The 21,799-nt window shown below is 48.4% G+C and carries 18 protein-coding genes and 14 tRNA genes; 6 read left to right on the top strand and 26 right to left on the bottom strand.

The window, feature by feature from the left end; translation table 11 throughout:
• Window positions 1–642: 642 nt before the first annotated feature.
• Genes holA through BN3910_RS00570 form a run of 5 tightly spaced genes read right to left on the bottom strand, consistent with a single transcriptional unit; the run spans window position 643 to window position 5,465 of the window.
• Window positions 643–1,704 (bottom strand): DNA polymerase III subunit delta, encoded by a 1,062-nt coding sequence (gene holA / locus BN3910_RS00590; RefSeq protein WP_066923167.1) that lies wholly within the window; start codon window positions 1,702–1,704, stop codon window positions 643–645.
• 18 nt (window positions 1,705–1,722) lie between these two features.
• Window positions 1,723–2,781, bottom strand: coding sequence for an ABC transporter substrate-binding protein (locus tag BN3910_RS00585; protein ID WP_066923163.1), 1,059 nt, complete (start codon window positions 2,779–2,781; stop codon window positions 1,723–1,725).
• On the bottom strand, window positions 2,778–3,554 hold the full coding sequence (locus tag BN3910_RS00580) for an ABC transporter permease (protein WP_066923160.1): 777 nt from the start codon (window positions 3,552–3,554) through the stop codon (window positions 2,778–2,780). Before BN3910_RS00580 ends, BN3910_RS00585 begins: the two co-directional genes overlap by 4 nt.
• Window positions 3,547–4,416 carry an ABC transporter permease gene (locus BN3910_RS00575; protein ID WP_075967938.1) on the bottom strand — a complete coding sequence of 290 codons (870 nt, stop codon included), beginning with the start codon at window positions 4,414–4,416 and terminating at the stop codon, window positions 3,547–3,549. Before BN3910_RS00575 ends, BN3910_RS00580 begins: the two co-directional genes overlap by 8 nt.
• A complete protein-coding gene (locus tag BN3910_RS00570) occupies window positions 4,413–5,465 on the bottom strand; it encodes an ABC transporter ATP-binding protein (protein WP_066923157.1) in 1,053 nt (350 codons plus the stop codon). Before BN3910_RS00570 ends, BN3910_RS00575 begins: the two co-directional genes overlap by 4 nt.
• Before the next feature lie 235 nt (window positions 5,466–5,700).
• On the opposite strand from BN3910_RS00570, the gene BN3910_RS00565 reads away from it, so the two are divergent.
• Both BN3910_RS00565 and tpx read left to right on the top strand, forming a co-directional pair.
• Window positions 5,701–7,005, top strand: coding sequence for a YjiH family protein (locus tag BN3910_RS00565; RefSeq protein ID WP_066923155.1), 1,305 nt, complete (start codon window positions 5,701–5,703; stop codon window positions 7,003–7,005).
• Window positions 7,006–7,171: 166 nt separating this feature from the next.
• Window positions 7,172–7,684, top strand: coding sequence for a thiol peroxidase (gene tpx, locus BN3910_RS00560; RefSeq protein WP_066923152.1), 513 nt, complete (start codon window positions 7,172–7,174; stop codon window positions 7,682–7,684).
• 185 nt (window positions 7,685–7,869) lie between these two features.
• Here tpx and thiI read toward each other — a convergent pair whose 3' ends face one another.
• Entirely contained in the window at window positions 7,870–9,063 is a 1,194-nt protein-coding gene (gene thiI, locus BN3910_RS00555) for a tRNA uracil 4-sulfurtransferase ThiI (protein ID WP_066923149.1), read from the bottom strand.
• Window positions 9,060–10,265: a cysteine desulfurase family protein gene (locus BN3910_RS00550; RefSeq protein ID WP_066923146.1), complete on the bottom strand. Its 1,206-nt coding sequence runs from the start codon at window positions 10,263–10,265 to the stop codon at window positions 9,060–9,062. Before BN3910_RS00550 ends, thiI begins: the two co-directional genes overlap by 4 nt.
• A 216-nt stretch (window positions 10,266–10,481) precedes the next feature.
• On the opposite strand from BN3910_RS00550, the gene BN3910_RS00545 reads away from it, so the two are divergent.
• The gene (locus BN3910_RS00545; protein WP_066923144.1) at window positions 10,482–11,447 is read left to right on the top strand and encodes a ribonuclease H-like domain-containing protein; all 966 of its coding nucleotides are present in this window, start codon (window positions 10,482–10,484) and stop codon (window positions 11,445–11,447) included.
• A gap of 72 nt (window positions 11,448–11,519) precedes the next feature.
• Here BN3910_RS00545 and BN3910_RS00540 read toward each other — a convergent pair.
• The 19 genes from BN3910_RS00540 to BN3910_RS00450 form a co-directional block, all read right to left on the bottom strand.
• Window positions 11,520–11,593: transfer RNA gene (locus tag BN3910_RS00540), tRNA-Ile, on the bottom strand.
• Window positions 11,594–11,597: 4 nt separating this feature from the next.
• Window positions 11,598–11,669, bottom strand: a tRNA-Trp gene (locus BN3910_RS00535).
• A 128-nt stretch (window positions 11,670–11,797) separates the two neighbouring features.
• On the bottom strand, window positions 11,798–12,037 hold the full coding sequence (locus BN3910_RS00530; protein WP_066923141.1) for an acyl carrier protein: 240 nt from the start codon (window positions 12,035–12,037) through the stop codon (window positions 11,798–11,800).
• Between the two features lie 96 nt (window positions 12,038–12,133).
• Window positions 12,134–13,021: a DegV family protein gene (locus BN3910_RS00525; RefSeq protein WP_066923138.1), complete on the bottom strand. Its 888-nt coding sequence runs from the start codon at window positions 13,019–13,021 to the stop codon at window positions 12,134–12,136.
• A 38-nt stretch (window positions 13,022–13,059) separates the two neighbouring features.
• Window positions 13,060–14,007: a YitT family protein gene (locus BN3910_RS00520; RefSeq protein WP_066923135.1), complete on the bottom strand. Its 948-nt coding sequence runs from the start codon at window positions 14,005–14,007 to the stop codon at window positions 13,060–13,062.
• Entirely contained in the window at window positions 13,994–14,524 is a 531-nt protein-coding gene (locus BN3910_RS00515; protein WP_066923133.1) for a dihydrofolate reductase, read from the bottom strand. Before BN3910_RS00515 ends, BN3910_RS00520 begins: the two co-directional genes overlap by 14 nt.
• A 191-nt stretch (window positions 14,525–14,715) precedes the next feature.
• A tRNA-Phe gene (locus tag BN3910_RS00510) sits at window positions 14,716–14,788 on the bottom strand.
• Window positions 14,789–14,883: 95 nt separating this feature from the next.
• Window positions 14,884–14,957 (bottom strand) — tRNA-Ile (locus BN3910_RS00505).
• Window positions 14,958–14,963: 6 nt separating this feature from the next.
• A tRNA-Ser gene (locus BN3910_RS00500) sits at window positions 14,964–15,052 on the bottom strand.
• Between the two features lie 3 nt (window positions 15,053–15,055).
• A tRNA-Ser gene (locus BN3910_RS00495) sits at window positions 15,056–15,144 on the bottom strand.
• Between the two features lie 5 nt (window positions 15,145–15,149).
• Window positions 15,150–15,222 (bottom strand) — tRNA-Lys (locus BN3910_RS00490).
• Between the two features lie 3 nt (window positions 15,223–15,225).
• Window positions 15,226–15,299: transfer RNA gene (locus BN3910_RS00485), tRNA-Gln, on the bottom strand.
• Between the two features lie 24 nt (window positions 15,300–15,323).
• Window positions 15,324–15,396, bottom strand: a tRNA-Gln gene (locus BN3910_RS00480).
• 4 nt (window positions 15,397–15,400) lie between these two features.
• Window positions 15,401–15,474, bottom strand: a tRNA-Arg gene (locus tag BN3910_RS00475).
• Between the two features lie 89 nt (window positions 15,475–15,563).
• A tRNA-Thr gene (locus BN3910_RS00470) sits at window positions 15,564–15,636 on the bottom strand.
• 25 nt (window positions 15,637–15,661) lie between these two features.
• Window positions 15,662–15,735 (bottom strand) — tRNA-Asp (locus BN3910_RS00465).
• A gap of 13 nt (window positions 15,736–15,748) precedes the next feature.
• Window positions 15,749–15,821 (bottom strand) — tRNA-Val (locus tag BN3910_RS00460).
• A 6-nt stretch (window positions 15,822–15,827) separates the two neighbouring features.
• A tRNA-Glu gene (locus tag BN3910_RS00455) sits at window positions 15,828–15,899 on the bottom strand.
• Window positions 15,900–16,048: 149 nt separating this feature from the next.
• Complete coding sequence (locus BN3910_RS00450) at window positions 16,049–16,942, bottom strand: LysR family transcriptional regulator (RefSeq protein ID WP_066923131.1); 894 nt, start codon at window positions 16,940–16,942, stop codon at window positions 16,049–16,051.
• A gap of 131 nt (window positions 16,943–17,073) precedes the next feature.
• Between BN3910_RS00450 and aroA the strand changes: the two genes are divergently transcribed.
• From aroA to BN3910_RS00435, 3 genes are all read left to right on the top strand, one after another.
• Complete coding sequence (aroA, locus tag BN3910_RS00445) at window positions 17,074–18,384, top strand: 3-phosphoshikimate 1-carboxyvinyltransferase (protein WP_066923128.1); 1,311 nt, start codon at window positions 17,074–17,076, stop codon at window positions 18,382–18,384.
• Window positions 18,385–18,445: 61 nt separating this feature from the next.
• Window positions 18,446–19,495: a TAXI family TRAP transporter solute-binding subunit gene (locus BN3910_RS00440; RefSeq protein WP_066923125.1), complete on the top strand. Its 1,050-nt coding sequence runs from the start codon at window positions 18,446–18,448 to the stop codon at window positions 19,493–19,495.
• A gap of 61 nt (window positions 19,496–19,556) precedes the next feature.
• Complete coding sequence (locus BN3910_RS00435) at window positions 19,557–21,461, top strand: TRAP transporter permease (protein ID WP_082790233.1); 1,905 nt, start codon at window positions 19,557–19,559, stop codon at window positions 21,459–21,461.
• Window positions 21,462–21,799 lie beyond the last annotated feature (338 nt).

Raw genomic sequence — 21,799 nt, 5'->3', positions numbered from 1 at the left:
ACGATACTCCTCGTTCGTGTTCCCGGCCTCCCGAAGTACTCTGGCCTCCCCTTCCCCCCCTCACTCGCAAGAACCCCACGAAAAGTTGAAAAGATCGCCAAGCAGATAGCAAGTGTAAGTAAAGAGAAAATGATTCTTAAAAGCCTATTGTGTCCTTTCATCCGCTTCCTCCTTTTAAAAAAAACCTTTTCACAAGAATACATACCACTCCCAATTGAAAATGATCTTTTTACTAAAATTTCTCAAATATTCTTTAATAATCACTTTCTCATGGGAGTCTCAATGTTTTGTTCATTATAATTTAATTTTTTGCACATGTAAATACTTTTAAAATTCTATATTCTTGAATGTAAATTGAAACTTCTAATGCAATAAATCATGACACATCTTTCGAGTCCTTTTCTTCCCTCATGGGGGGAGAAATAAATAAACAACAATGCCTATCTTCTCAATCTCCCATAGTTGTAGAGGGCCCTGGTACAAATTTTAGTGGTGAAAGAAAGCCCTTCATTTTCAATTTTCATGATTACTACATCCGGTGAATACTATTTCTCGAGTCGTGGTACAATAGACGTAATCCATGGCTTCTCCTTCTGTGTTTTTGTTGGTATTAACACTCTAACAGGTTAGCCATGGATTTTTTTATTTGTTGCATTTCATTTTACAAGCCCCTTTTTCGCGCTCCATAGACAGCGCAAAACGTTCCAGCTCCGACTCAAGGTGAAATACCTGCGTTTTCATACGCTTTTCCATCGAAAAGAGGCGGTCATGATAAGCAATCAGTTCTTTTTCGGTATAGTTCTGCACACCCCGACGCAATTTACCATATTCAAAAGACGATAGTTTTAAGCGAGCCTGGCCGTCCCGCGGTGAAAGGCGCATGCCTTCGGCGCGCTTCACCCCGATCATATTGCGAATTTGCCTTACGATCATGTAGAACAGGCGAAACGGGTCCTCTCCCAAGGATTCATATCCCTTAATCAGGGCGCAGGCGCTCGCCGATCGCCGATCGTTGATCGCGTCCATCAGCGCAAAAATGTTACGCTCGGACGGAGAAATCAGCGCTTCTTCGGCATCCCGACGATATAAACGGCCGTCTTTCGCCAGTGCCGCTGTGGACTCCACGAGATTTTCCACGTCATAGAGTGTTTTTTCCGCACGCGGATCAAGATATTCGCTGGAAGTCATCAAAAGCGGCAAAACCCCTTCTTCCACGAGGATACCGCGTTGCTTCCATTTCTTTGTCACAAAGCGATGCAATTCCTGTTCTGTCAGCCGAGTGAGCGAAATACGCTGCAAATCAGGCTCCATTTGCTTCAGGATTTTTCCACGAAACGGCTTGTCTCCCACAAATCCAAGAACCAGGAGCACATGCGGCGGACGATGCAAAACGCTCTCACACAATGTCGTTAACAACGCCTCATTTTTTTGCAGAGCTTCTTTTTGAAGAGGTACATTTTCCACAACGACCACTCGCCGTTCCCCCATGAGCGGCAGGGTTTCCAAAGCCGAAATCAAGGTTTCCGACGAAAGCGTACGGGCATCCAGATGCTCATAGTTAAACGACAGATAATTCCCGCCCAGCACATCGTTTTGGAGCACGTTTTTGAGCATTTCCCAAAGATACGGTTCCTCAATACAGCAAAGAAGCACTTGTCCGGGTTCGCCCCGATCCACATGGGAAAGCCAGTCCACGTAATTCATGTGTCCTCCTTTGCTCGCTTACTGATTCTTGACGTCCTGCCAAAGCTGATCATAAAGGTGCACTGCATCACCGATGTATTCAAACACTTCATACTTCTCATAGGCCTTCGGATCCGGATAGGCCACCGGAGAATTGCGCATTTCTTCCGGCAAAAGCGCTCGACCCGCTTCACTCGGAAGCGAATAGCCGACCCATTCCGCATTCTGCGCCATGACATCCGGACGCAACATAAAATTGATGAATTTCTCGGCATTTTCCTTGTTCTGTGCGCCTCTGGGAACGGCAAACACATCAAACCAGAGATTGCCGCCTTCCGGAGGATTGACAAAATCCAGATCTGGATTTTCCTGCATAGCGGCGTAGGCATCCCCCGAATACATGACCGCCAGCGCATTCTCTCCATTGATCATCAAGTCTCGAATTTCATCGATAAGATACGCGTAAACGAGCGGATATTGGCGAATTAAATCCTCCTTCGCCGCAGTCAGCTGTTGCGGATCCGTGGAGTTCACGGAAGCGCCCAGACGAACCAAGGAAACCATCAGAGAATCGCGAGAAGAATCCAGCATGATGATTTGGCGCGTATAGTCCGGATCCCATAGAATATCCCAGGATTTTACCGGCTCTTTCACCATCTTCTTGTTATACAGGATACCCACGGTGCCCCAAAAATAAGGTGCGGAATAGCGTTGTTCCGGATCAAACGGCTGATGAAGAAAAGCGCGATCAATGTATTGCATGTTCGGGATCCGGCTGTAGTCCAGAGGAAGCAGCATATCTTCCTGCACCATGCGCTGGAGCATATATTCCGAAGGCACAATGACATCATACGTCGTTCCACCGTTCTTCAGTTTGACATACAAATCCTCATTGGTGGCGAAGTTGGAGTAGATGACATCAATGCCCGTCTCGTCTTCAAAGCGATGAATAAGTTCGGGATCAATATATTCCCCCCAGTTGTAAACATTGACCTGCTGCTTCGCGCTCCCGGCATCCTTCCCCATGCCGCAGCCATATAGCGTTGCGGAAAGAAAGAATACAAACGCTGCAATAATCGTCAACCGTACGCGTTTCATGGCATCTCCTTTCCATGAATGGTGCGCCAGTTGGTCGCCAAAAGCAATAGGAACATGGCGACAAACATCATGGCGGATAAAGCGTTGACTTCTGGATTGATTCCGCGACGCGCCATGGAATACACCAGGGTGGATACCGTCTCGACACCGTTTCCGGCGTTGAAAAAGGTAATGACAAAATCGTCAATGGACATCGTAAAGCCCATCAAGGCACCGGAAATAATGCCACTTTTAAGAAACGGCAGAATCACATAGTGCAAGGTCTGCCAAGGTGTGGCGCCAAGGTCCATGGATGCTTCCGCCAGCTCCAACGGCATCTGTTTCAGGCGCGGCAGAATGGACAGCACGATGTAGGGAATCTCAAAGGCGATATGCGATAAGAGAATCGTGAGATAACCCGGAGTCATATGCAAAAAGCCAAACAGGGCCATAAAGCCAATAGCGGTCACAATATCGGGGTTGAGTACAATCACCTGATTGATGAGATGCACAGCCACGCGACGTCGCCGTGAAAACCAGTATATGCCGATGGTTCCGAAGGTTGCGATCGCCGTAGCGATGACCGTGGCAAAGAGAGCAATGGACACCGTATTCTTGAGCGCATTCAAAATTTCCTGATTATGCATCAACGACTGATACCAGTGCAGCGAAAAGCCTTCCCATGCTCCACGCGTGTGGCCGCTGTTAAAGGAAAAGACAATCAGTACAACAATCGGTGCATAGAGGAACGCATAAAGCAAAAAAAGGAATACTCGCCTAAATCCTTTAGACATCGCTGACCTCCTCCTGCTCTTCTGCCGCTAAGGCTAAATCCTGCGCCGTGACGACGCTGCCCTGTGCATGCGTTTTTTCCTCTCTTCCGAAGAACAGCGAGAGTACGAGAAACACCATTAAAATCATGGCCATGGCGGAGCCGTATTGCCAGTTTCCGGTGACGGTAAACTGCTGTTGAATGACGTTACCGATAAGATTTGTCTTGTTGCCGCCCAAAAGGGACGTGATTTCAAAGGTGGCAATGGCAGGAATGAAAACCATCGAAAAGCCGGAAGCCACACCGGGAAGTGAAAGCGGCAACGTTACGCGCAAAAACGCCTGCCTCTTGTTGGCGCCCAGATCATCGGCCGCTTCCAAAAGCGCAGGATCCATTTTTTCCAGCGACGTGAAAATAGGCAAGATCATGAACGGTAAAAAGTTATACACCATGCCCAGGATGACCGCCGTCTCCGTATACAACAGATCCGTCGGTGCCAGGCCGATGCTCGTAAGAAAGGTGTTCAGTATGCCGCCGCGTGAAAGGATGGTGATCCAGGCGTACGTGCGCAGCAAAAAGTTCATCCACATCGGAATCATCACCAGCATCAGCAGCATGGGGCGTATGCGCGCATTGGCCTTCGCCATAAAATAGGCCATGGGATAGCCCAAAAGAAAGCAGATCACGGTCGACACAAACGCCAAGCGTAGCGATTTCACCAGCGTGGCTGTCGCATTGCCGGCAAAAAAACGCCGAAAGTTATCCAAGGTCCACTGTCCGTCGGCCGTCGTCAGAGCATAGTAAACAATCATGCCCATAGGGATTAGCACAAAAATCACCGCCCAAAGTAAATAAGGGGCACTTAAACGACGGTATCGCTTCATCGCTGTACTCCTTGCGGCGATGATCGGTGCATAACCTGAATGAGATCGGGTGCAATGACAATACCCACGCGGCTTCCCACTTCCATCGCCTTGGTGCTCTGGCTCTTGTAACATTCGCCGTTGACATCAATTTCCATCTCGTAATGGACGCCGCGGAACAGGCAGCTTTCTACCACACCCACCAGCATTCCCTTTTCCGGTGCCACCAGTTCCAAGTCTTCCGGACGCAAAACGATATCGACCGCTTCTTCCGGGGCAAAGCCCTTATCGACGCACACAAAGCGATGGCCGGAAAAACTCACGTCAAAATCGGCGTGCATGATGCCTTCGACAATATTGGAGTCCCCGATAAAGTCCGCTACAAAGCGGTTACGAGGTTCATCATAAATATCTTTGGGATCGCCCATCTGCTGAATGACACCGCCGTTCATCACCACGATGCGATCCGACATGGTAAGGGCTTCTTCCTGATCATGCGTAACAAAAATAAACGTGATGCCGAGCTCCTGCTGCATACGTTTCAATTCGCCCTGCATTTCTTTTCGCAGCTTGAGATCCAACGCACCGAGCGGTTCATCCAGAAGTAATACCTCGGGTTCATTCACCAGAGCACGGGCAATCGCGATGCGCTGCTTCTGTCCGCCGGAAAGCTGATCCACTTTGCGCTTCCCATATCCGGAAAGATTCACTAAGCGCAGCATCCGCTCCACACGCGCTTCTCGTTCGTCTTTTTCCACGCCCTTCATGCGCAGGCCGAAGCCTACATTTTCTTCCACATTCATATGGGGAAAAAGCGCATATTGTTGAAACACGGTGTTAAACGGCCGTAAATGCGGCGGAACATGCGTGATGTCCTTCCCCTCAAAGAGAACCTGTCCGCTGTCCGGTTCTTCAAACCCGCCAATAATGCGCAATATTGTTGTCTTTCCACATCCCGACGGACCTAAAAGTGTTAAAAATTCTTCATCCTCAATCGTCAGATCAAAATTCTTCAATACCGTCAGCGCATCAAAGGACTTGCTGATTTGCTTGAGTTGAATTTGCTTCAATTCGGTTCCTTTCTGGGTTCTCCCGTTACCTTTGTTTGCAGTCTCTCCTATTTTATGTGAGTTCGGCAGAAAAGCAAACGTCAAGAGGAAAATTTGAAAAGACGATGATTTTCATCGATTTTTTACGCCAATCGTTTTCATTTCCGCATAGAACGAGTATAATTGAGACGAAAGAACTTTATCGCAAAGCTCTTGGTCTTATTTCAACGTTTAACGTAGGTAGAAGGAGGTAATTATGAATACCACCAAATGGTCGGCGAAAGATGTCTGTCTTTTCGTCCTGTACTCCCTGTTCGGCATTTTTATGTTCTTTGTGCCGATCGAATTCGGCGGGAAAAAGACCATTCCCATCGATCACATCGTCAATGCCATCAAAGGCATTCCAAATTACGGTCTTATCTTCGGCACCATCATGATTGTGGCAGGATTGGCGTATGCCATCAAACGCAAGGAATGGGAAGGCGGCGTGGTGCGCAAGATTTTCTTCGCGCTCAAGCTTGTATCCGCTGTATTTCTGGTCATGCAACTCACCGGCTGGGGTCCTGCCGCTTTGCATGAAAAAGGAATGCTGCCCATGATTTATAATTCCATTCTCGTCTCGGTAACCACTATCGTCCCCATCGGTTCGATTTTCCTGGCATTCTTAATCAGCTTCGGTCTGATGGAATTTATCGGCGTCTTTATGGAACCGGTCATGCGCCCGGTCTTCAAAACGCCGGGGCGCAGCGCCGTCGATGCCGTTGCCTCGTTTGTCGGCAGCTACTCGTTGGCACTTCTCATCACGAACCGTGTCTATCGCGAAGACGGCTATACGCAAAAAGAAGCTGCCATCATCGCGACCGGCTTCTCTACAGTCTCGGCAACCTTTATGATTATCGTTGCCAAAACGCTGGATCTGATGGATCATTGGCTCTTCTATTTCTGGGCAACACTCATCATCACCTTTATCGTCACTGCAATTACCGTTCGCATTTTCCCATTAAGTAAAAAGAAAGATATGTACTTCTCCGGAAAACCGGCGGTCAAAGAAGAGCGCAAAAAGATTACGCTTCACAATGCTATGGAAGAAGCCATGACTGCGTATCATCAGGCACCGTCGCTGTTAGAAGTCATTAAGATGAACTTCATCGACGGCTTCAAGATGGCGCTTAATATCGCTCCGTCGCTTCTTGGTGTCGGCATGACCGGTCTTCTCATTGCGACCTATACGCCGGTCTTCGATATTATCGGCTATATCTTCTATCCCTTTACGGCTTTGTTGCAAGTTCCGGAAGCCCAACTGACCGCAAAGGCGCTGTCACTGAGTATTGCCGAAATGCTTCTGCCTGCTCCGCTGGTTGCCGGAGAAGGCATGGCGATTGCCACCCGTATGCTGGTTGCCATCGTCAGCGTTTCCGAGATTCTGTTCTTCTCGGCCTCTATCCCCTGCATGATGGGTACGGATATTCCAATCAAGTTCAGCGACTATCTCCTCATCTGGGTTGAGCGCGTCATTCTCAGTATCATTTTAGCCGGCGCACTGATGCTCATCGTTTTCTAAAACAGCATTCAGATTCTCTCGTGAGCCTCCCCCGAGCTTGTCAAGCACGGAGGCTCACACTTTTCGGGCATGACGAACATCCTTTACGGGGTGTGCGTCATGCCCATTTCCTGACACTACATCAACACCGGACAAAACGGCACTCTCGAAAAGAAAGGAAAATACCATGACAAGAACAGGTTATAAAATGGGGGATACGCCCCTGACATTGCACGGCAAGGAATTGGTTCCCGGAGACACCGCGCCCGACTTTACCCTCACCAAACAGGATTTAAGCTCTCTGCACTTGGCGGATCTTGGCGACAAGGTAAAACTTCTCGTCGCCGTTCCTTCGGTGGATACCTCGGTATGTGAACTGGAGACCATCCGGTTTAACGAAGAAGCCGGAAAATTGGGCGACAAAGTTGTTGTTCTGACCGTCTCGGTAGATCTGCCCTTTGCGCAACAACGCTTTTGCGCTGCAAAAGGCATCGAGAATGCCATCGTAGCATCGGACTATCAACATCGCACTTTCGGCGAAGCCTACGGTGTATTGATTGATGAGCTTATGCTTCTCAACCGTTCGGTATTCGTTTTGGACGGGAAAAATCAGATCACCTATGTGGAATACGTCAAACAGAATACAGAACATCCGAACTACGACGCCGCTCTGGACGCAGCAAAAAAGTTGCTGAAGTAACACCGGTTCACGCTGCAAGAAGCGTGCATAAGCTGACTTGCAACGAGGATGGAACGAGACACAAAATCACCCCTCTTATTTCAAGTATTACGACGAAATGAAAATAAGAGGGGCGCTTTCTTTTGATTTATGTGCTCTGCAACGGCAAGAAGAGCACGAGAGGCACAAACGCTTCGATTGCTTCTTTACTCGACAATTTCCAGCGTTTCCAGCGCTTCCGCAACGAGCACTTCAATATCCAAATGCCCTTCGTCTTCGATAATCTGCTCCAAAGCCGGTCGGGTGTTGGGATGTTCCGGCGCGAAAAGAGAGCAGCAGTCATCATACGGCTCAATGGAAAGCTCGTACGTGCCCAATTCTCGGGCAACATCGATAATCTCCGTTTTGTCGGTGGCGATCAGAGGGCGGAGAATGGGATGAAATGCGGCGTTGTTAACCACATGGATGCCCTGTACGGTCTGCGAGGCGACTTGGCCGAGACTTTCACCGGTAATTAAAGCATGATAGCCGAAGCGTTCACAGAGACGATCACCGATGCGCATCATCATACGGCGCGACAAAAGCGTCGTATTCTTTTTTCGGCAATTTTGCGCAATTGCGGTATATATCTTCACCAGATTAATCATATACAGACGTATAGGTCCGACCGAACGTTCCAACTGCGTTTTCAGACGCTTCGCTTTGTCTTGCGCACGCTCACTCGTAAACGGATAGGAATGAAAATGCACTGCGCCTAACGCCAACCCGCGTCGCGCCATCTCATATCCAGCAACGGGCGAATCGATGCCGCCCGATAAAAGGAGCAAACCGCGACCACCCGACCCTGCCGGCAAACCGCCCACCCCTTCAAAACGCTCCACGGAAACAAAGGCATCTTCGCGAATCTCCACGGCCAGTATGATCTGCGGATCGCGCACGTCGACACGAAGGGCAGGAAAATCCGTCAGCATCCAATCCCCCACGGTCGCGGCAAAGGTTGGCGATGGAATGGAGAACGCCTTGTTGCTTCGCTTCACTTTGACTTTAAAGGTTGGTGTTTTATCGGTGGTGTTTTCCGCGATCTTCTTCGCCATCAGAGCGCGGCACGCCTCGCGAATAGCCGCTTCTTCACAGGCTACACGCAGACCCGGCGTAACATAAAGCAAGCCAAAGACGCGCCGACAAGCCGCAACCGTTGCCGTCACATCTTCTTCGCGGACAACAAAAAACAATTTGCCGAATTGTTCAAACTCTTCTACCACAGGAATGTCCTGCAAAGCGCGGTGCAAATGCCGCTTGATCGCCGCAACAAACATCCCTCGATTTTTCCCTTTAAGCACCAGTTCCCCATAGGAAACCGAAACCACCGGCTGCATACCGGTGTTTGTGTTTTCATTCATGCCTTTCCTCCTGTAATGCGACGAATTTGTTGAATGGAAAACGCCAAATGAGCAAAAAACGGATCCACCTCTTCTTCCCGATTTTCCCGTCCAAACGACAGGCGAATGGCCCCATCGAGATATTCTTCCGGAAGATGAATTTCTTGGAGAATACGGCTGACCTTTCCTTTGCTGCAGGCCGATCCGGAAGAAAGATACATCTCTTCCTGCTCCATAAAATGCAAAAGTACTTCCGCCTTCACGCCCGTAACGGCGAAATTCAAAATATAGGGGCTTCCATCCGCAGGACTATTGATGCGAACACCCGGCAAAGCTTTCGCCCGCTCACGAGCCCTCTTCGCAATAGCGACCACATTGGGATCATACGTTCCTTCCCGGTGCGCCTCCATCTGCGCCAGTGCTTCGGCAAAGCCGAGAATATAGGGTACATTTTCCGTGCCGGATCGCCGGTTTTTTTCCTGTCCGCCACCGGTAAGAAGTGGTAACAAGGTGGTTCCGGGACGAACATAGAGCAATCCGATGCCTTTGGGCGCATGGATTTTATGACCGCTCGCAACATAGGCGTCACAGGGAAGGGCGGAAAGCTGAACCGGAAGTTTTCCCAGCGCCTGTGTACCGTCCACCAGATAGAGTGCACGGGATTGATTTTTGATGATCTTCCCCACTTGATCCACCGGAAGAATCGTACCCAACTCATTGTTGACGTGCATGACGGCGACCAGAAGTGTCTCTTCATCCACCAAGCGTTCCACATCGGAAAGGGAAATCTTCCCCTCTTCATCGACGGGAAGAAAGCGCACATCGAAACCAAACGAAGAAAAAAGCATCGCCGTTTCATGTACCGCTGCATGTTCCACTGCGGTAAGGACGATATTGGCTTTCGACGCGTCTCCCACACGATCGGCGTCGGAACACTCTGCACGTCCTGCATGGCCAACTTGACGCTGGAGCGCCTGCATGAGAACGCTACGCATTACCATATTGATGCCCTCCGTCGCGCCGGACGTAAAAAGCAAACTATTGGCAGGTACGCCGAGCAAGGCGGCTATGCGTCCTCGCGCCTCTTCCATGGCTGTTTCCGCCTGAAAACCGAGTCGATGCAGAGAGGACGGGTTTCCCCATTGATATTGTAAGGCATCGGTGACCACGTTCGCGACGTCCGAAAGGACAGGCGTTGTGGACGCATTATCAAAATAAATCATACAATCCTTTCCACGCAAAGATGCGTTGACTATACTGAAGGCGGATACCGCAAAAATGTTGCGTCATTCACCGTGAACGCGCCTTCTTTCCTACTCTATACAAGATTCTTTCCTATTCTATACAAGGAGGGAAGGACGTGACAAGCTCAACCAGGAAACGGGCAGAAAGATTTGTCTGCTAAAAAAGAGCAACGAAAATCATCGCAAGGAGTATATATGCTGCAAGTCATCCGAAAAAGCGAATCCTCGCCACATATTGCGCCGGAGAGTGCCGTTTTGGATATTGAAACAACAGGGCTTCACAAAGCAACGGATGCCGTCTTTCTTATCGGTCTGCAAACCGCCGAGGAATTTCACCAATGGCTGGCACCTTCGCGTGAAGAGGAAGGAGATTTGCTCAAAGCCGTATGCCCATTTTTAGCCGATAGGACGCTCATCACCTATAACGGGGATCGCTTTGATCTGCCGTTTTTACGGGAACGCTTTGCCGTGCATGGCCTCTCGTTTCCATCGATTCTCTCTCGGGACTGGTTTGCCTATCTTCGACCGCGCCGCCTGTTTTTCCGTTTTCCCAACCTTCGTCTGCGTACTCTGGCACAAAGTGCGGGCCTGGTACGTCAGGATCCGTACACCGGCGCCCAGATCGCGACGTTCGCCAAGCACTTGGACGATCCGGAGGCAAAAGAAGCCGCTCTTTTGCACAACGAAGAAGATGTGCGCGAGCTCGCTCTCCTTCTTCCCTTTTTTTTCCGTCTTCAGCAACAGTTACAGCTGGAAACACCGATTCGCGCCTCGCTGGAGGCTTTTGAACAGAAGGGCGATCAAGCTGTCATGCGGTATCTCACGGAAAAGCCCGCGCACCCGGAGTTGCATATGGAAAACAGTTTTGGCGCCGTCCACTGGGTAGAGCATGATCTGTACTGTATCGTGCCGACGCATCGCCTGGTTGCGGATGCACCAAAGAGCGATCCGCCAGCGATAGCCCATTCTTCCAGGGATGTGCGTTCTTCGGAAGAAAAAACGCCTTCAGGCGATCTTCGTATCACCGCGGTCAGTCCGTCTTATGCCAAAGATTGTGCTGTACCGCCACTTCCTAAGCCGTTTCTCACTCTTTCTTCTGTGGAGGGCGTTTTTACCCGGAACTGTCATCAGCTCGTTCGGGATTTGTTTTCCCTACAATAAATGGTGCGCTGCTTTGCCATTCCGCCTTTTATCGCAAAGAAAAATCCTACATCGAACGGTGTAGGATCTCTATGGGCCTGAATGGACTTGAACCAGCGACCTCACGCTTATCAGGCGTGCGCTCTAACCACCTGAGCTACAGGCCCATAACAGGGGCAAGAGGACTCGAACCCCCGACATTCGGTTTTGGAGACCGACGTTCTACCGCTGAACTATGCCCCTTTACCGATCAAGAGGAGTCTCTTAACCAGTGCTCATTTGCATTGACCGATACAGTATACCAAAAAGGAAAGCGGCATGCAAGGCAAAATGGACTTTTTTCCTCTTTCTCGTATGACGAACGATTGCGACTAACGATTGCTGTCCAGTTCCTCCAATTCGCGCGCCACATCGCCGATGGTGTGGAGGTTGACCAGCACGTCATCATCAATTTGAATATCAAATTCGTCTTCAATGTTCATGACCATCTCGACCAGGTCCAGAGAATCTGCATCCAGATCATTGACGATATCCGTCTGGGCATTCAGCTTCTCTTTCGGCACTTCGAGATTCTTGGAAATGAGATCAATGACGGTTTCCAAATAATCCATGGCTCCTCCTTCAGAACGCATCCGCGATAACACCCGTATTTTACGAACTTCCTATCGCCTTGTCAAGCGCATGCTCGTTATGTTCGACATTGTCGATTAATCTTCGCGTTTTTTGCCCCAGAAGAAGACGGCCACAGTTCCCGGCCCCGTATGGCTTCCGATGGTTGTTCCGATGCTGTTGATTTCCACCTTGCCGCAAAGGTTGGGAAAGCGCTCTTCAATCTGTCGGGCAACCTCTTGCGCATCTTCTAAACAGCCTGAATTGGACACATAGCACTTTTCAGCATATTCCGTTCCGTTGTCCGCAAGCTGTGCCATTTTATCGACAACGACTTTAAATACTTTTCGCTTGGTACGTATTTTTTCGCGCACGATCAGGCGACCGCAGTAATCCATGTTCAGCAACGGACAAATGTTGAGCATCTGGCCAACAGCACCGGCGGCCTTGGAAATTCTTCCCCCCTTAATATAGAACGTGAGATCCATGGAAAAAAACCAGTGATGCACGCGCAACTTGTTCTCTTCTGTCCACTGGTACAGTTCGTCGATGGACATCCCCTGATCACGCAGGTGCGCTATGGTATCCAGCAGCAAACCGTAGCCCGACGAAGCGCCCAATGAATCCACGATGTACAATTTTCGTTCCGGAAACTCACTAAGCAGAATTTCTTTCGCCAGATTCGCCGAATTCATGACGCCCGTAATACCTGAGGAAAGGCAAACATGAAGCACGTCCAATCCCTGTTCCAGAAAAGGCCGAAAGTAGGCGACAAATTCTTCCACGTTAATTTGCGACGTCTTCGTTTCAGCGCCATCCGCCATGCGCTGATAAAACTCGGAATACGAAATGCTTTCTCCCAAATCGTCGACATAGGTCACGCCGTCCATTTGGTATTGATAGCAAATATACTTCACGCCGATCGCATCAAAATGCGCCTTGGAAAGATCCGCTGTGGTACTTCCGCTTACAATATACTTCGCCATTTTTTCTCCCTTGCTATCTCTTTACTCGACAATCGAAGTTAGTCTAACGGTTCGATGTAGAAACGCCCCTCCAATTCTTCCGAATCGAAGATGTTCATAAAGACCGTTTGCTCCGTTTCCTTCAGATAACGCTTGATGACCGGCATGTCCGTCTTGCTGACCACGATATAAATCAAATAGCGTGGCTCCTGACTGAAATTGCCGACACCCTCAAAAATCGTCACGCCGTGATTCGTCAGGCGCTGCAAATCCGTAGCGATCGGTTCGCATTCATTAGCAATAATGAAAAGCGTTTTTCGCTGGTAACGAGCATGCAGACGATTGACCAGTATGGTGGAGCCAAACTGAAAAACCATCGAATACATTGCTGCTTCCGCACCGAAGAGCGCTCCGGAGATGAGGAGTACCACAACGTTAAACATGAAAATATAATTCCAGGTGGCAATATTGTACTTCGTAGAGGCGATCATAGCAATGAAGTCCGTTCCGCCTCCGCTCGCATTCGCATTCAAAGCCACCGCTGCGGAAATGCCGTTAAACGCCGCGCCGAAGATGACGTTAAGCACCGGATCGGTGGTGAAAGCGAATTTTGGCAACAGGTCTACAAAGAGCGAAAAAGCAATGATGTAGACAATAGAAAATGCAAAAAACTTCCTTCCGACGATGAAAAAAGCCAGTATCGCCGGCAAAATATTCAGCGCAATATTGAGCACGGCAAACGAGACATGCCAGCCGAAAAAGGACTGGAAAATATTTTGCAGCAACAGCGAAACGCCACCAAAGCCGCCCGGAAGCATGCCGGAAGGATGCAGAAACACATTGACGCTGAAAGCGCAGAGAAACGCCGCAAGCAGCACCTTAAAAAGGCGCCAGCCGTCCTTCTGGATCGTTTCTCGAAACGGACCAAACATTTCAAACAGTGCACGGGCGGTCAGTTTTTCTTTCTTCTTCTCGGTAACCGAGATCTTCTTTTTATCCTTCGTCATGCACGCCGTCCTTTCCCTTCACGCGTTGAAAATGACGGATTACCCAACGCTTTCCATGATGTTGTCCTTCGCCCAGTTCATCTACAAATCGAAATTCCGGACTTTCATCCAGATTCGGAATCCATGTATCCGCTTCAGCATATTCTTCATCCAACTGCGTCAAGATCACTTCGTCGATCTCCGTCCACAGCGTTTTGACAAGCCCGCCCCCGCCAATATGAAATACCTTCCGCGATCCGTCCCTATTCACTTCACGGAGTAATGTTTTGAGTTCTTCCGGGCTATGTACCACACGCAGTCCGTCAAGTTCTTCCCGTTCTCCGCGTGTCAGGACAATATTCAATCGCCCCGGCAACGGCTTGCCGCCGGGAAGTGATTCAAGCGTCTTTCTTCCCATCACGACGATATTTCCAGTCGTCGTCTCCTTAAAATGGCGCAAATCCGCCGGAATATGAAACAGCATATCGCCCCGGTAGCCGATGGCATAACGTCGATCACATGCAATGAGCAGTATCATGGTTCCTCCTGTTGTCGTTCTGTCCTGTTCGGTTCTATCATACCCTGACACGCCACCTTTTGCTCCTTCTTCACAATAAAAAAGCTGGCCGAAGCCGATAGCAATCTATTATGCGAACACGCTATGTGTTATCGGCCCTCGCCGGGTGCGCAGTAACAAAAAAAGCCCAGCCGAAGCCGGGCCTTTCGTAGTGCCCAGAGCAGGAATTGAACCAGCGACACAAGGATTTTCAGTCCTTTGCTCTACCGACTGAGCTATCTGGGCATGATCATCTTTCGATACGAAAGACAGTATATATTAAATTGTTGAGCGCTACCACCCCAAAAGGTGCACCCCAAAGGGGCGAAGTGGTCAATCTTTGGGCCATCAGGGACTCGAACCCGGGACAAACCGGTTATGAGCCGGCTGCTCTAACCAACTGAGCTAATGGCCCGAACATCGGAGAAGGAGGGATTCGAACCCTCGCACCGTTCATCACGGTCTACTCCCTTAGCAGGGGAGCCCCTTGAGCCACTTGGGTACTTCTCCGAATGGCGGAGAGAGAGGGATTCGAACCCCCGTGAGCTTTCGCCCTAACGGTTTTCAAGACCGCCCCGTTATGACCACTTCGGTATCTCTCCAAAGTTGACCCATCGGGGATTCGAACCCCGGACACCCTGATTAAAAGTCAGGTGCTCTACCGGCTGAGCTAATGGATCGTACTGGGGTAGCAGGACTCGAACCTGCGAAATGCTAGAGTCAGAGTCTAGTGCCTTACCAACTTGGCTATACCCCATCATGCAACGTATTCACTTATGAACTGGGGTAGCAGGATTCGAACCTACGAAATGCCAGAGTCAAAGTCTGGTGCCTTACCGCTTGGCTATACCCCATTAACGCGCCCACGAGGATTCGAACCTCGGACACACGGCTTAGAAGGCCGTTGCTCTATCCAACTGAGCTATGGGCGCATAACCTGGCCCCGCCGAATCTCGGCTCATCCCTATGCCCAACGTCTTTTGGTGACGAGTCGGAACATTTTCGTGTTCGCGCCATCAAAAGCTGGTGAAAGGACTTGAACCCTCAACCTACTGATTACAAGTCAGTTGCTCTACCGATTGAGCTACACCAGCATTCCTCGCTTTCGCAAAGGAAAAACGACCCGGATGGGCTTCGAACCCACGACCTCCAGCGTGACAGGCTGGCATTCTAACCATCTGAACTACCGGGCCAGAAATGGACGTATGGGCGCTACAGGGCTCGAACCTGTGACCCCCTGCTTGTAAGGCAGATGCTCTCCCAACTGAGCTAAGCGCCCATAAATTGACCCTACCCGGATTCGAACCGGGGATACCGCCGTGAAAGGGCGATGTCTTAACCGCTTGACCATAGGGCCGCATAAAAGTTACTCAGATAGTATAGCAAGGCAGTTGCACCTTGTCAAAGTTTTTTTGCACCTCTACCTTATCCAAGTTTTTTACACCACGGTAAGGAATAATATGCCATCGTTTGATAGAAAATACTCGAAGGAATTGTGGAGACCTTTTAATGAACTATACCATTAAAATAGTCTTCAAACAGGCGTAAGGCATAGGATGATGTTTTTCTTTTATACGTAACCATTGCCGTTTGTGTTTTATGTATGGGACGAAGAGGAATACTAACGAGATCTTTCCGCAAATACGGTCGCGCCACGCCGGAAGATAAAAATGTAATTCCTATATTCGCTCGCACCATTCCCATCAGACTATCAATATCGGGACACGTACAGACGATTTTTGGAGACCGGTGCATAGTTGAAAAAATGTCGTTCATCTGCATGCGAATGCTCGTTTTGTTGTCAAGCCCGATAACCGGTAAATCGCAAAGGTCATCCATAGTCAAATATGTTTTATCCCCAACACGGGAGCGACGAGCTGCCACAACAACAACCTTGTCTTCAAAATATGGAATGATATTGAGACGTGGATCTGGGTCTTTGTCTTTAGAAAAGTAAACATTTGTAACCGCTGCATCTAACTCCTGCGTTTTCACCATGGTTATTAATTCTGAGCTCCACCCGATCTGAATATCAATTTGAATGTTTGGATAATGTTGACGAAAGCCCATGATATATTCAGGAATGTTTAGATGAGATAATGTACTGAGAAGCCCTACTGACAAGGTGCTACGTATCTCACGACGGCGAAGTTTCACAATTCTGTCCAATTCATCCATTTCTCGCAATACAGACTGTGCTCGCTCGACAAATTCTTTTCCGACCTCGGTGAGGGCGACTTTTCTTGTGGTACGTTCAAAAAGTTTTACGCCAATCTCATTTTCTAATGCGCTGATCTGTTGTGATAGTGCTGGTTGGGTAATATAAAGTTGGTTTGCTGCCTTGGAGTAATTCGCAATCTCCGCCAACTTTACCACATATCGAAGCTGAGATAACTCCATAAAATCGACTCCTTGGTTATAAGTTTCACTTATAAGTATATTATAGATTGTTATTTCACGTAATTCAACCCCTTTGCTATATTGAAGGCAACCTTCGGCCGAACAATTTACGAAGAAGGAGCGGTTCTTTTATGTATTACATGATAAAGCCTACCTCACGCCTAAATGGTGAGGTGCATATTCCCGGCTCCAAAAGTCAGACTGCTCGTGGTCTAATTTTGGGAACGCTTGCTAAGGGAACCAGTCACGTTTTAAATCCGATGCTGAGTCTCGACAACTATGACATTGCAGAGTGTTGCCGCCGTCTGGGTGCTATAGTAGATACCTCGAATGATAACGATTGGGTAATTACTAGCCCCGGTCTTGATGGATTACACATTCCTGCAGGTGTATTAGATGTCGGAAATTCCGGTACGGGCTACTATTTTTTAACAACGCTTGCCGCCATGCTTGATGGAAAGAGCGTGGTCACTGGTGATTATCAGATTGCCTATCGCCCCATCGCCCCACTCCTCAATGCCATTCGTAAAATGGGTGGAAAAGCGATTTCTACACGGGACAATGAATTAGCCCCTCTTATCATTGAAGGACCTATTGAAGGTGGACATACGGTCCATCTGAACGGCAAAAATGTTCAATGGGGGATCGGGCTTATGGTCTGCTGTCCAGCGCTTAAGGATACCACAACGATCGTTTATGATACGGTTCTCGGCGAGCGGCCTTATGCAAATTTGACCATGGATTGGATGGAAGCAGCCGGAGTTCATCTTGAAAATCATGATTATGAAAAATTCGTCATTCCCGGCAATCAACAGTACCGTCCTTTCACCAAACGGACTGCCTGTGACTGGTGTTCCGCCAGCTATCCCATGGTGGCTGCTGCCATCATGAAGGAAAAATGCCGCATCAAGTTGCACGGTATGGACATCCATGATTTTATGGGTGAGCGCCATTTTGTAGATTGGATTAACCAGATGGGCGGTCATGTAGAAGTGTTGAACGATGGCAAAGACGGAATCATTGTAGAGGGGGGGCATGTTTTACACGGTATCGAAATTGATTGCGGCGATACCCCGGATGCGGTGCCTGCTCTGGCAGTTCTCGGGTGCTACGCACAAGGCAAAATGAAACTATATAATGTCGCTGCCAGTCGCATGAAAGAAACGGACCGAACAAAAACCATCGCTGGCGAATTGCGCAAAATGGGAGCAAAAATTGATGAGGAGGAAGACAGTATCACGATTTACCACTCTCCCCTTCATGGTGCGACCATTGACGGTCATCAAGATCATCGCATCGTCATGGCAACTTCCTGTGCAGCGCTTGGCGCAGAAGGACAAAGTTTCATTGATTCGGTTGCACATGTTGGCGTGTCTTTTCCACGTTTTTACGAAGAAATGAAAGGTATCGGTGCAAACATCTTACGTTTGACCGAGAAGTAAAAGCAGTGAGGGAGTCTCATACACTACAGAAGAAATAAAAATCATTTTAAGGAGGAAAAAAATGAAAAAGGTCGTCGGAATTTTGCTTGCGGTCGCCATTATCTTCGGCTTAACCGCCTGCGGTAAAAGTCAAGCTCCTGCACCTGTGGAGAGCACTTCTGGTGCAGAAAGCGTATCTACTGCGGATAGCTCTACGCCAAAGCGATCCGGAGAACTGCGCATCACCATCGGTACAGCCGGTACTGCCGGTGCTTTGTATCCCATGGGTGTGGCTATGGCAGAAACGATTACCAAACACGTGGATGGCATTTCGGCAACGGGTGAATCCACCGCGGCTTCCATTGAAAACCTGCGAAATCTTCATGAAGGCAAAATGGCCATGGGAATCTCTATGAGTGAAATTTGCTCCTACGCCTATCATGGCGTTAGCGACTATGAAGGTAGTGCGTATACCGATATTCGTGCTATGTTCTCTACAATCAACAATTATCTTCAGGTTTTCACACTAAAAGACAGTGGGATCAAATCCATTGCGGATCTGAAAGGCAAAACCGTTAGCATGGGTGCTGCAGGTAGTGGCGGTGAAATGGCCGGCCGCTTACTGCTTGGCGTCTACGGCCTGGATTATAATTCGATCAAGGCGCAATTCATGGGTGAGTCCGACGGCGCAGCCGCTTTGAAAGATCATAAGATTGACGCTATGATTGCCACGCATCCTTTGAACTCGGCTGCGCTGACGGAACTTACTACTTCTTGTGATGCTGTGCTTCTTCCCGTCGACAATGATGAATTCTATAAAACCTATCCCGCCTATGCACGATGCACTGTTCCTGCCGGAACGTACCCTAACAATGACAAAGATGTAACTATTCCGCAAAACAGTGTCATTATGTGCACTTCCCTCAACAGTGGTTTGACGGATGACGATGTTTATGAGATTACCAAAGCCATCTGGGAAAATCGCGATGAGTGGGCATCTAGCGCAAAGAGCGTGGAAAAACAAGCTGTCTGGGATTCCATTCTGAAGAATATCGATATTCCCTTGCATCCCGGTGTTATTCGTTACTTAGAGGAAAAGGGAGTGACTATACCGGAAGGATTAAAGGGCTAAATTACAACCGGAAGGGCTGGGGATACTTCCTCGGCCCTTTTTTCACATGAACTGAGGTAATATGATGAACGAGAAACAAAGTTCGAAAAACAACAAAATACTGGACGTTATCCTTGCCATTGTTTGCCTTGCAGCAGCGATCTTTCATATTTTTATTGCTTGGAATACTTCCATCAGCATTATTCAGCAACGAGTATTTCATGTTTTTATAATGATTCTCATCTTCTTCCTTATGAAATGCTCCGCCTCTTTGAAAGAGGAAAAAAAGTTCTCCATCATAATGTACGGCTTTTGTTCCCTATTGGCGGTAATTTCCGGATCCTATTTTCTCCTGCGTACAAATCTGGATGTTATGTTAAAACGAAGCATTCAAGGCACTTCGGATATAGAAATATTCTTTGGCGTCCTTTTGATTGTTTGCGTCATGTATCTGGCTTGGCGAACGGTAGGTTGGGCTCTCTCCATTCTTAGCGCTATTTTTCTACTATATGCTATTGCTGGGCCATATATGCCCGAGATCATCTCTCACCGAGGTTACACGATTCCTTATATTACGAATTATGTTTCCTGGACAAGCGAGTCCATTTTTGGGACTTGCGTCAGCGCCTGTGTATCTTTTGTTGCGCTATACATTATATTTGGTGAGCTATTGGACAAATTCGGTGCCGGCCAATTCTTTATTGATATTGCTTATGCGCTTACCGGTCGAATGAAAGGCGGACCAGCCGAAGCCGCGGTTGTCTCCAGCGCACTGATGGGATCCATCAACGGCAGCGCTGTAGCCAATGTTGTTACTACTGGAACCTTTACCATTCCCTTAATGAAGAAAGTTGGATACCGGCCGGAGTTTGCTGGCGCTGTGGAAGCGGTCGCTTCTACTGGAGGACAAATTCTTCCTCCCGTAATGGGGGCTGCAGCTTTTGTTATGGCCGATTTGACAGGCATTCCTTATTCAACCATCGTCATTGCTGCTATCGTACCCGGTATTCTCTATTATTTAAGTCTTGGAACATCGGTCTATCTGGAAGCGGATAAACGCGGATTGGAAGCTGAACCCCCAGAAAACTTGCCGCAGGTAAAACAAGTTCTCAAAGAAGGTTGGTATTATGGGTTGCCTATTATTACCTTAATTATCGCTTTACTCGGCTTTAATCTCTCCGCTAACTATTCCGCTCTGTTCAGCATCGGCGTACTACTCATCATCGGATTTGGAAAAGAATGGTTCGCGCATCGGCGTCTTCCTTTCCGGGAAGTGTTTGAAGCCCTTGTTAAAGCCTCTAAAACAACCGTTTCGGTAACGATCGCCTGCGCCTGTGCGGGAATTGTGATCGGCATCGTTTCTATGACCGGTATCGGGATCAAATTTACCAGCATCGTATTTCAGCTTTCCGGTGGCAATGTTATTCTCATGCTCCTATTGGTCATGCTGGCCTGTATCATAATGGGCATGGGGCTCCCCAGCACAGCCGCTTATATTATTGCAGCAACCGTCGGTGTCCCAACACTTGTTGCTGCTGGAATTTCCACGCTTTCTGCTAATCTATTCGTATTCTACTTTGCTATCATGTCGTTCATCACACCACCAGTTGCAGTTGCTGCCTATGCTGCAGCTGGCTTAGCGGATGCCAGTGCAAGCAAAACCGGTTGGCAAGCATTTATGCTAGGAATGCCCGGCTTCATCATTCCCTATGTTTATGTTTTTAATCCCGCATTACTCATTGTGGATACATCGACGATAGACACGCTTTACATTGTTGCGCTGGCAACATTCGGCGTAATTCTCACCTCCATCGCTGTAATTGGCTGGTTTAAAGGGAAGTTACATCCAATAATCCGACTTCTGATTGCCATCAGTGCTATTCTCATGTTTGTCAGCGGAACAATCTATGATGTTATCGGCGTCGTAATGGGAGTTGCTATTATAGGCTATCTTTTGGTCACCCGAAAAAAGCGCGTTGCTGCATAAAAGATAAAAGCTGGTCTTCTTCTGTCGCATGAAATTTTGGTTTTGAAAAGCCTGTTTCATGCAGTGCATCACCCATGCTCCTACGTTCACTATTAAAACCTGCGCAATACACTTTTATCTGTGTATTGCGCAGGTTTTCTTTCGCCTTTAGAGCGTCTCTGAGATACTTTCTAAAACCATGTTTTTGAAAAAATTATGCATAATATCTCGTTTTGATTTGTTCCAGCTCTTCCTTCATCGAGTGCTCAATGATAATCAAAAAAATCTCTATAGTGTCGCTACTGCTGTGTACGAAACTTTTCTTTCTCTCACCTTTTCCCGCTTGTGCGCGTGAAAGT

It is taken from the genome of Murdochiella massiliensis (assembly GCF_900059565.1).
Classification (GTDB): Bacteria; Bacillota; Clostridia; order Tissierellales; family Peptoniphilaceae; genus Murdochiella; species Murdochiella massiliensis.
Note: the sequence above shows the minus strand (reverse complement) of the source record. Positions and strands in the feature narration are given on the sequence as shown.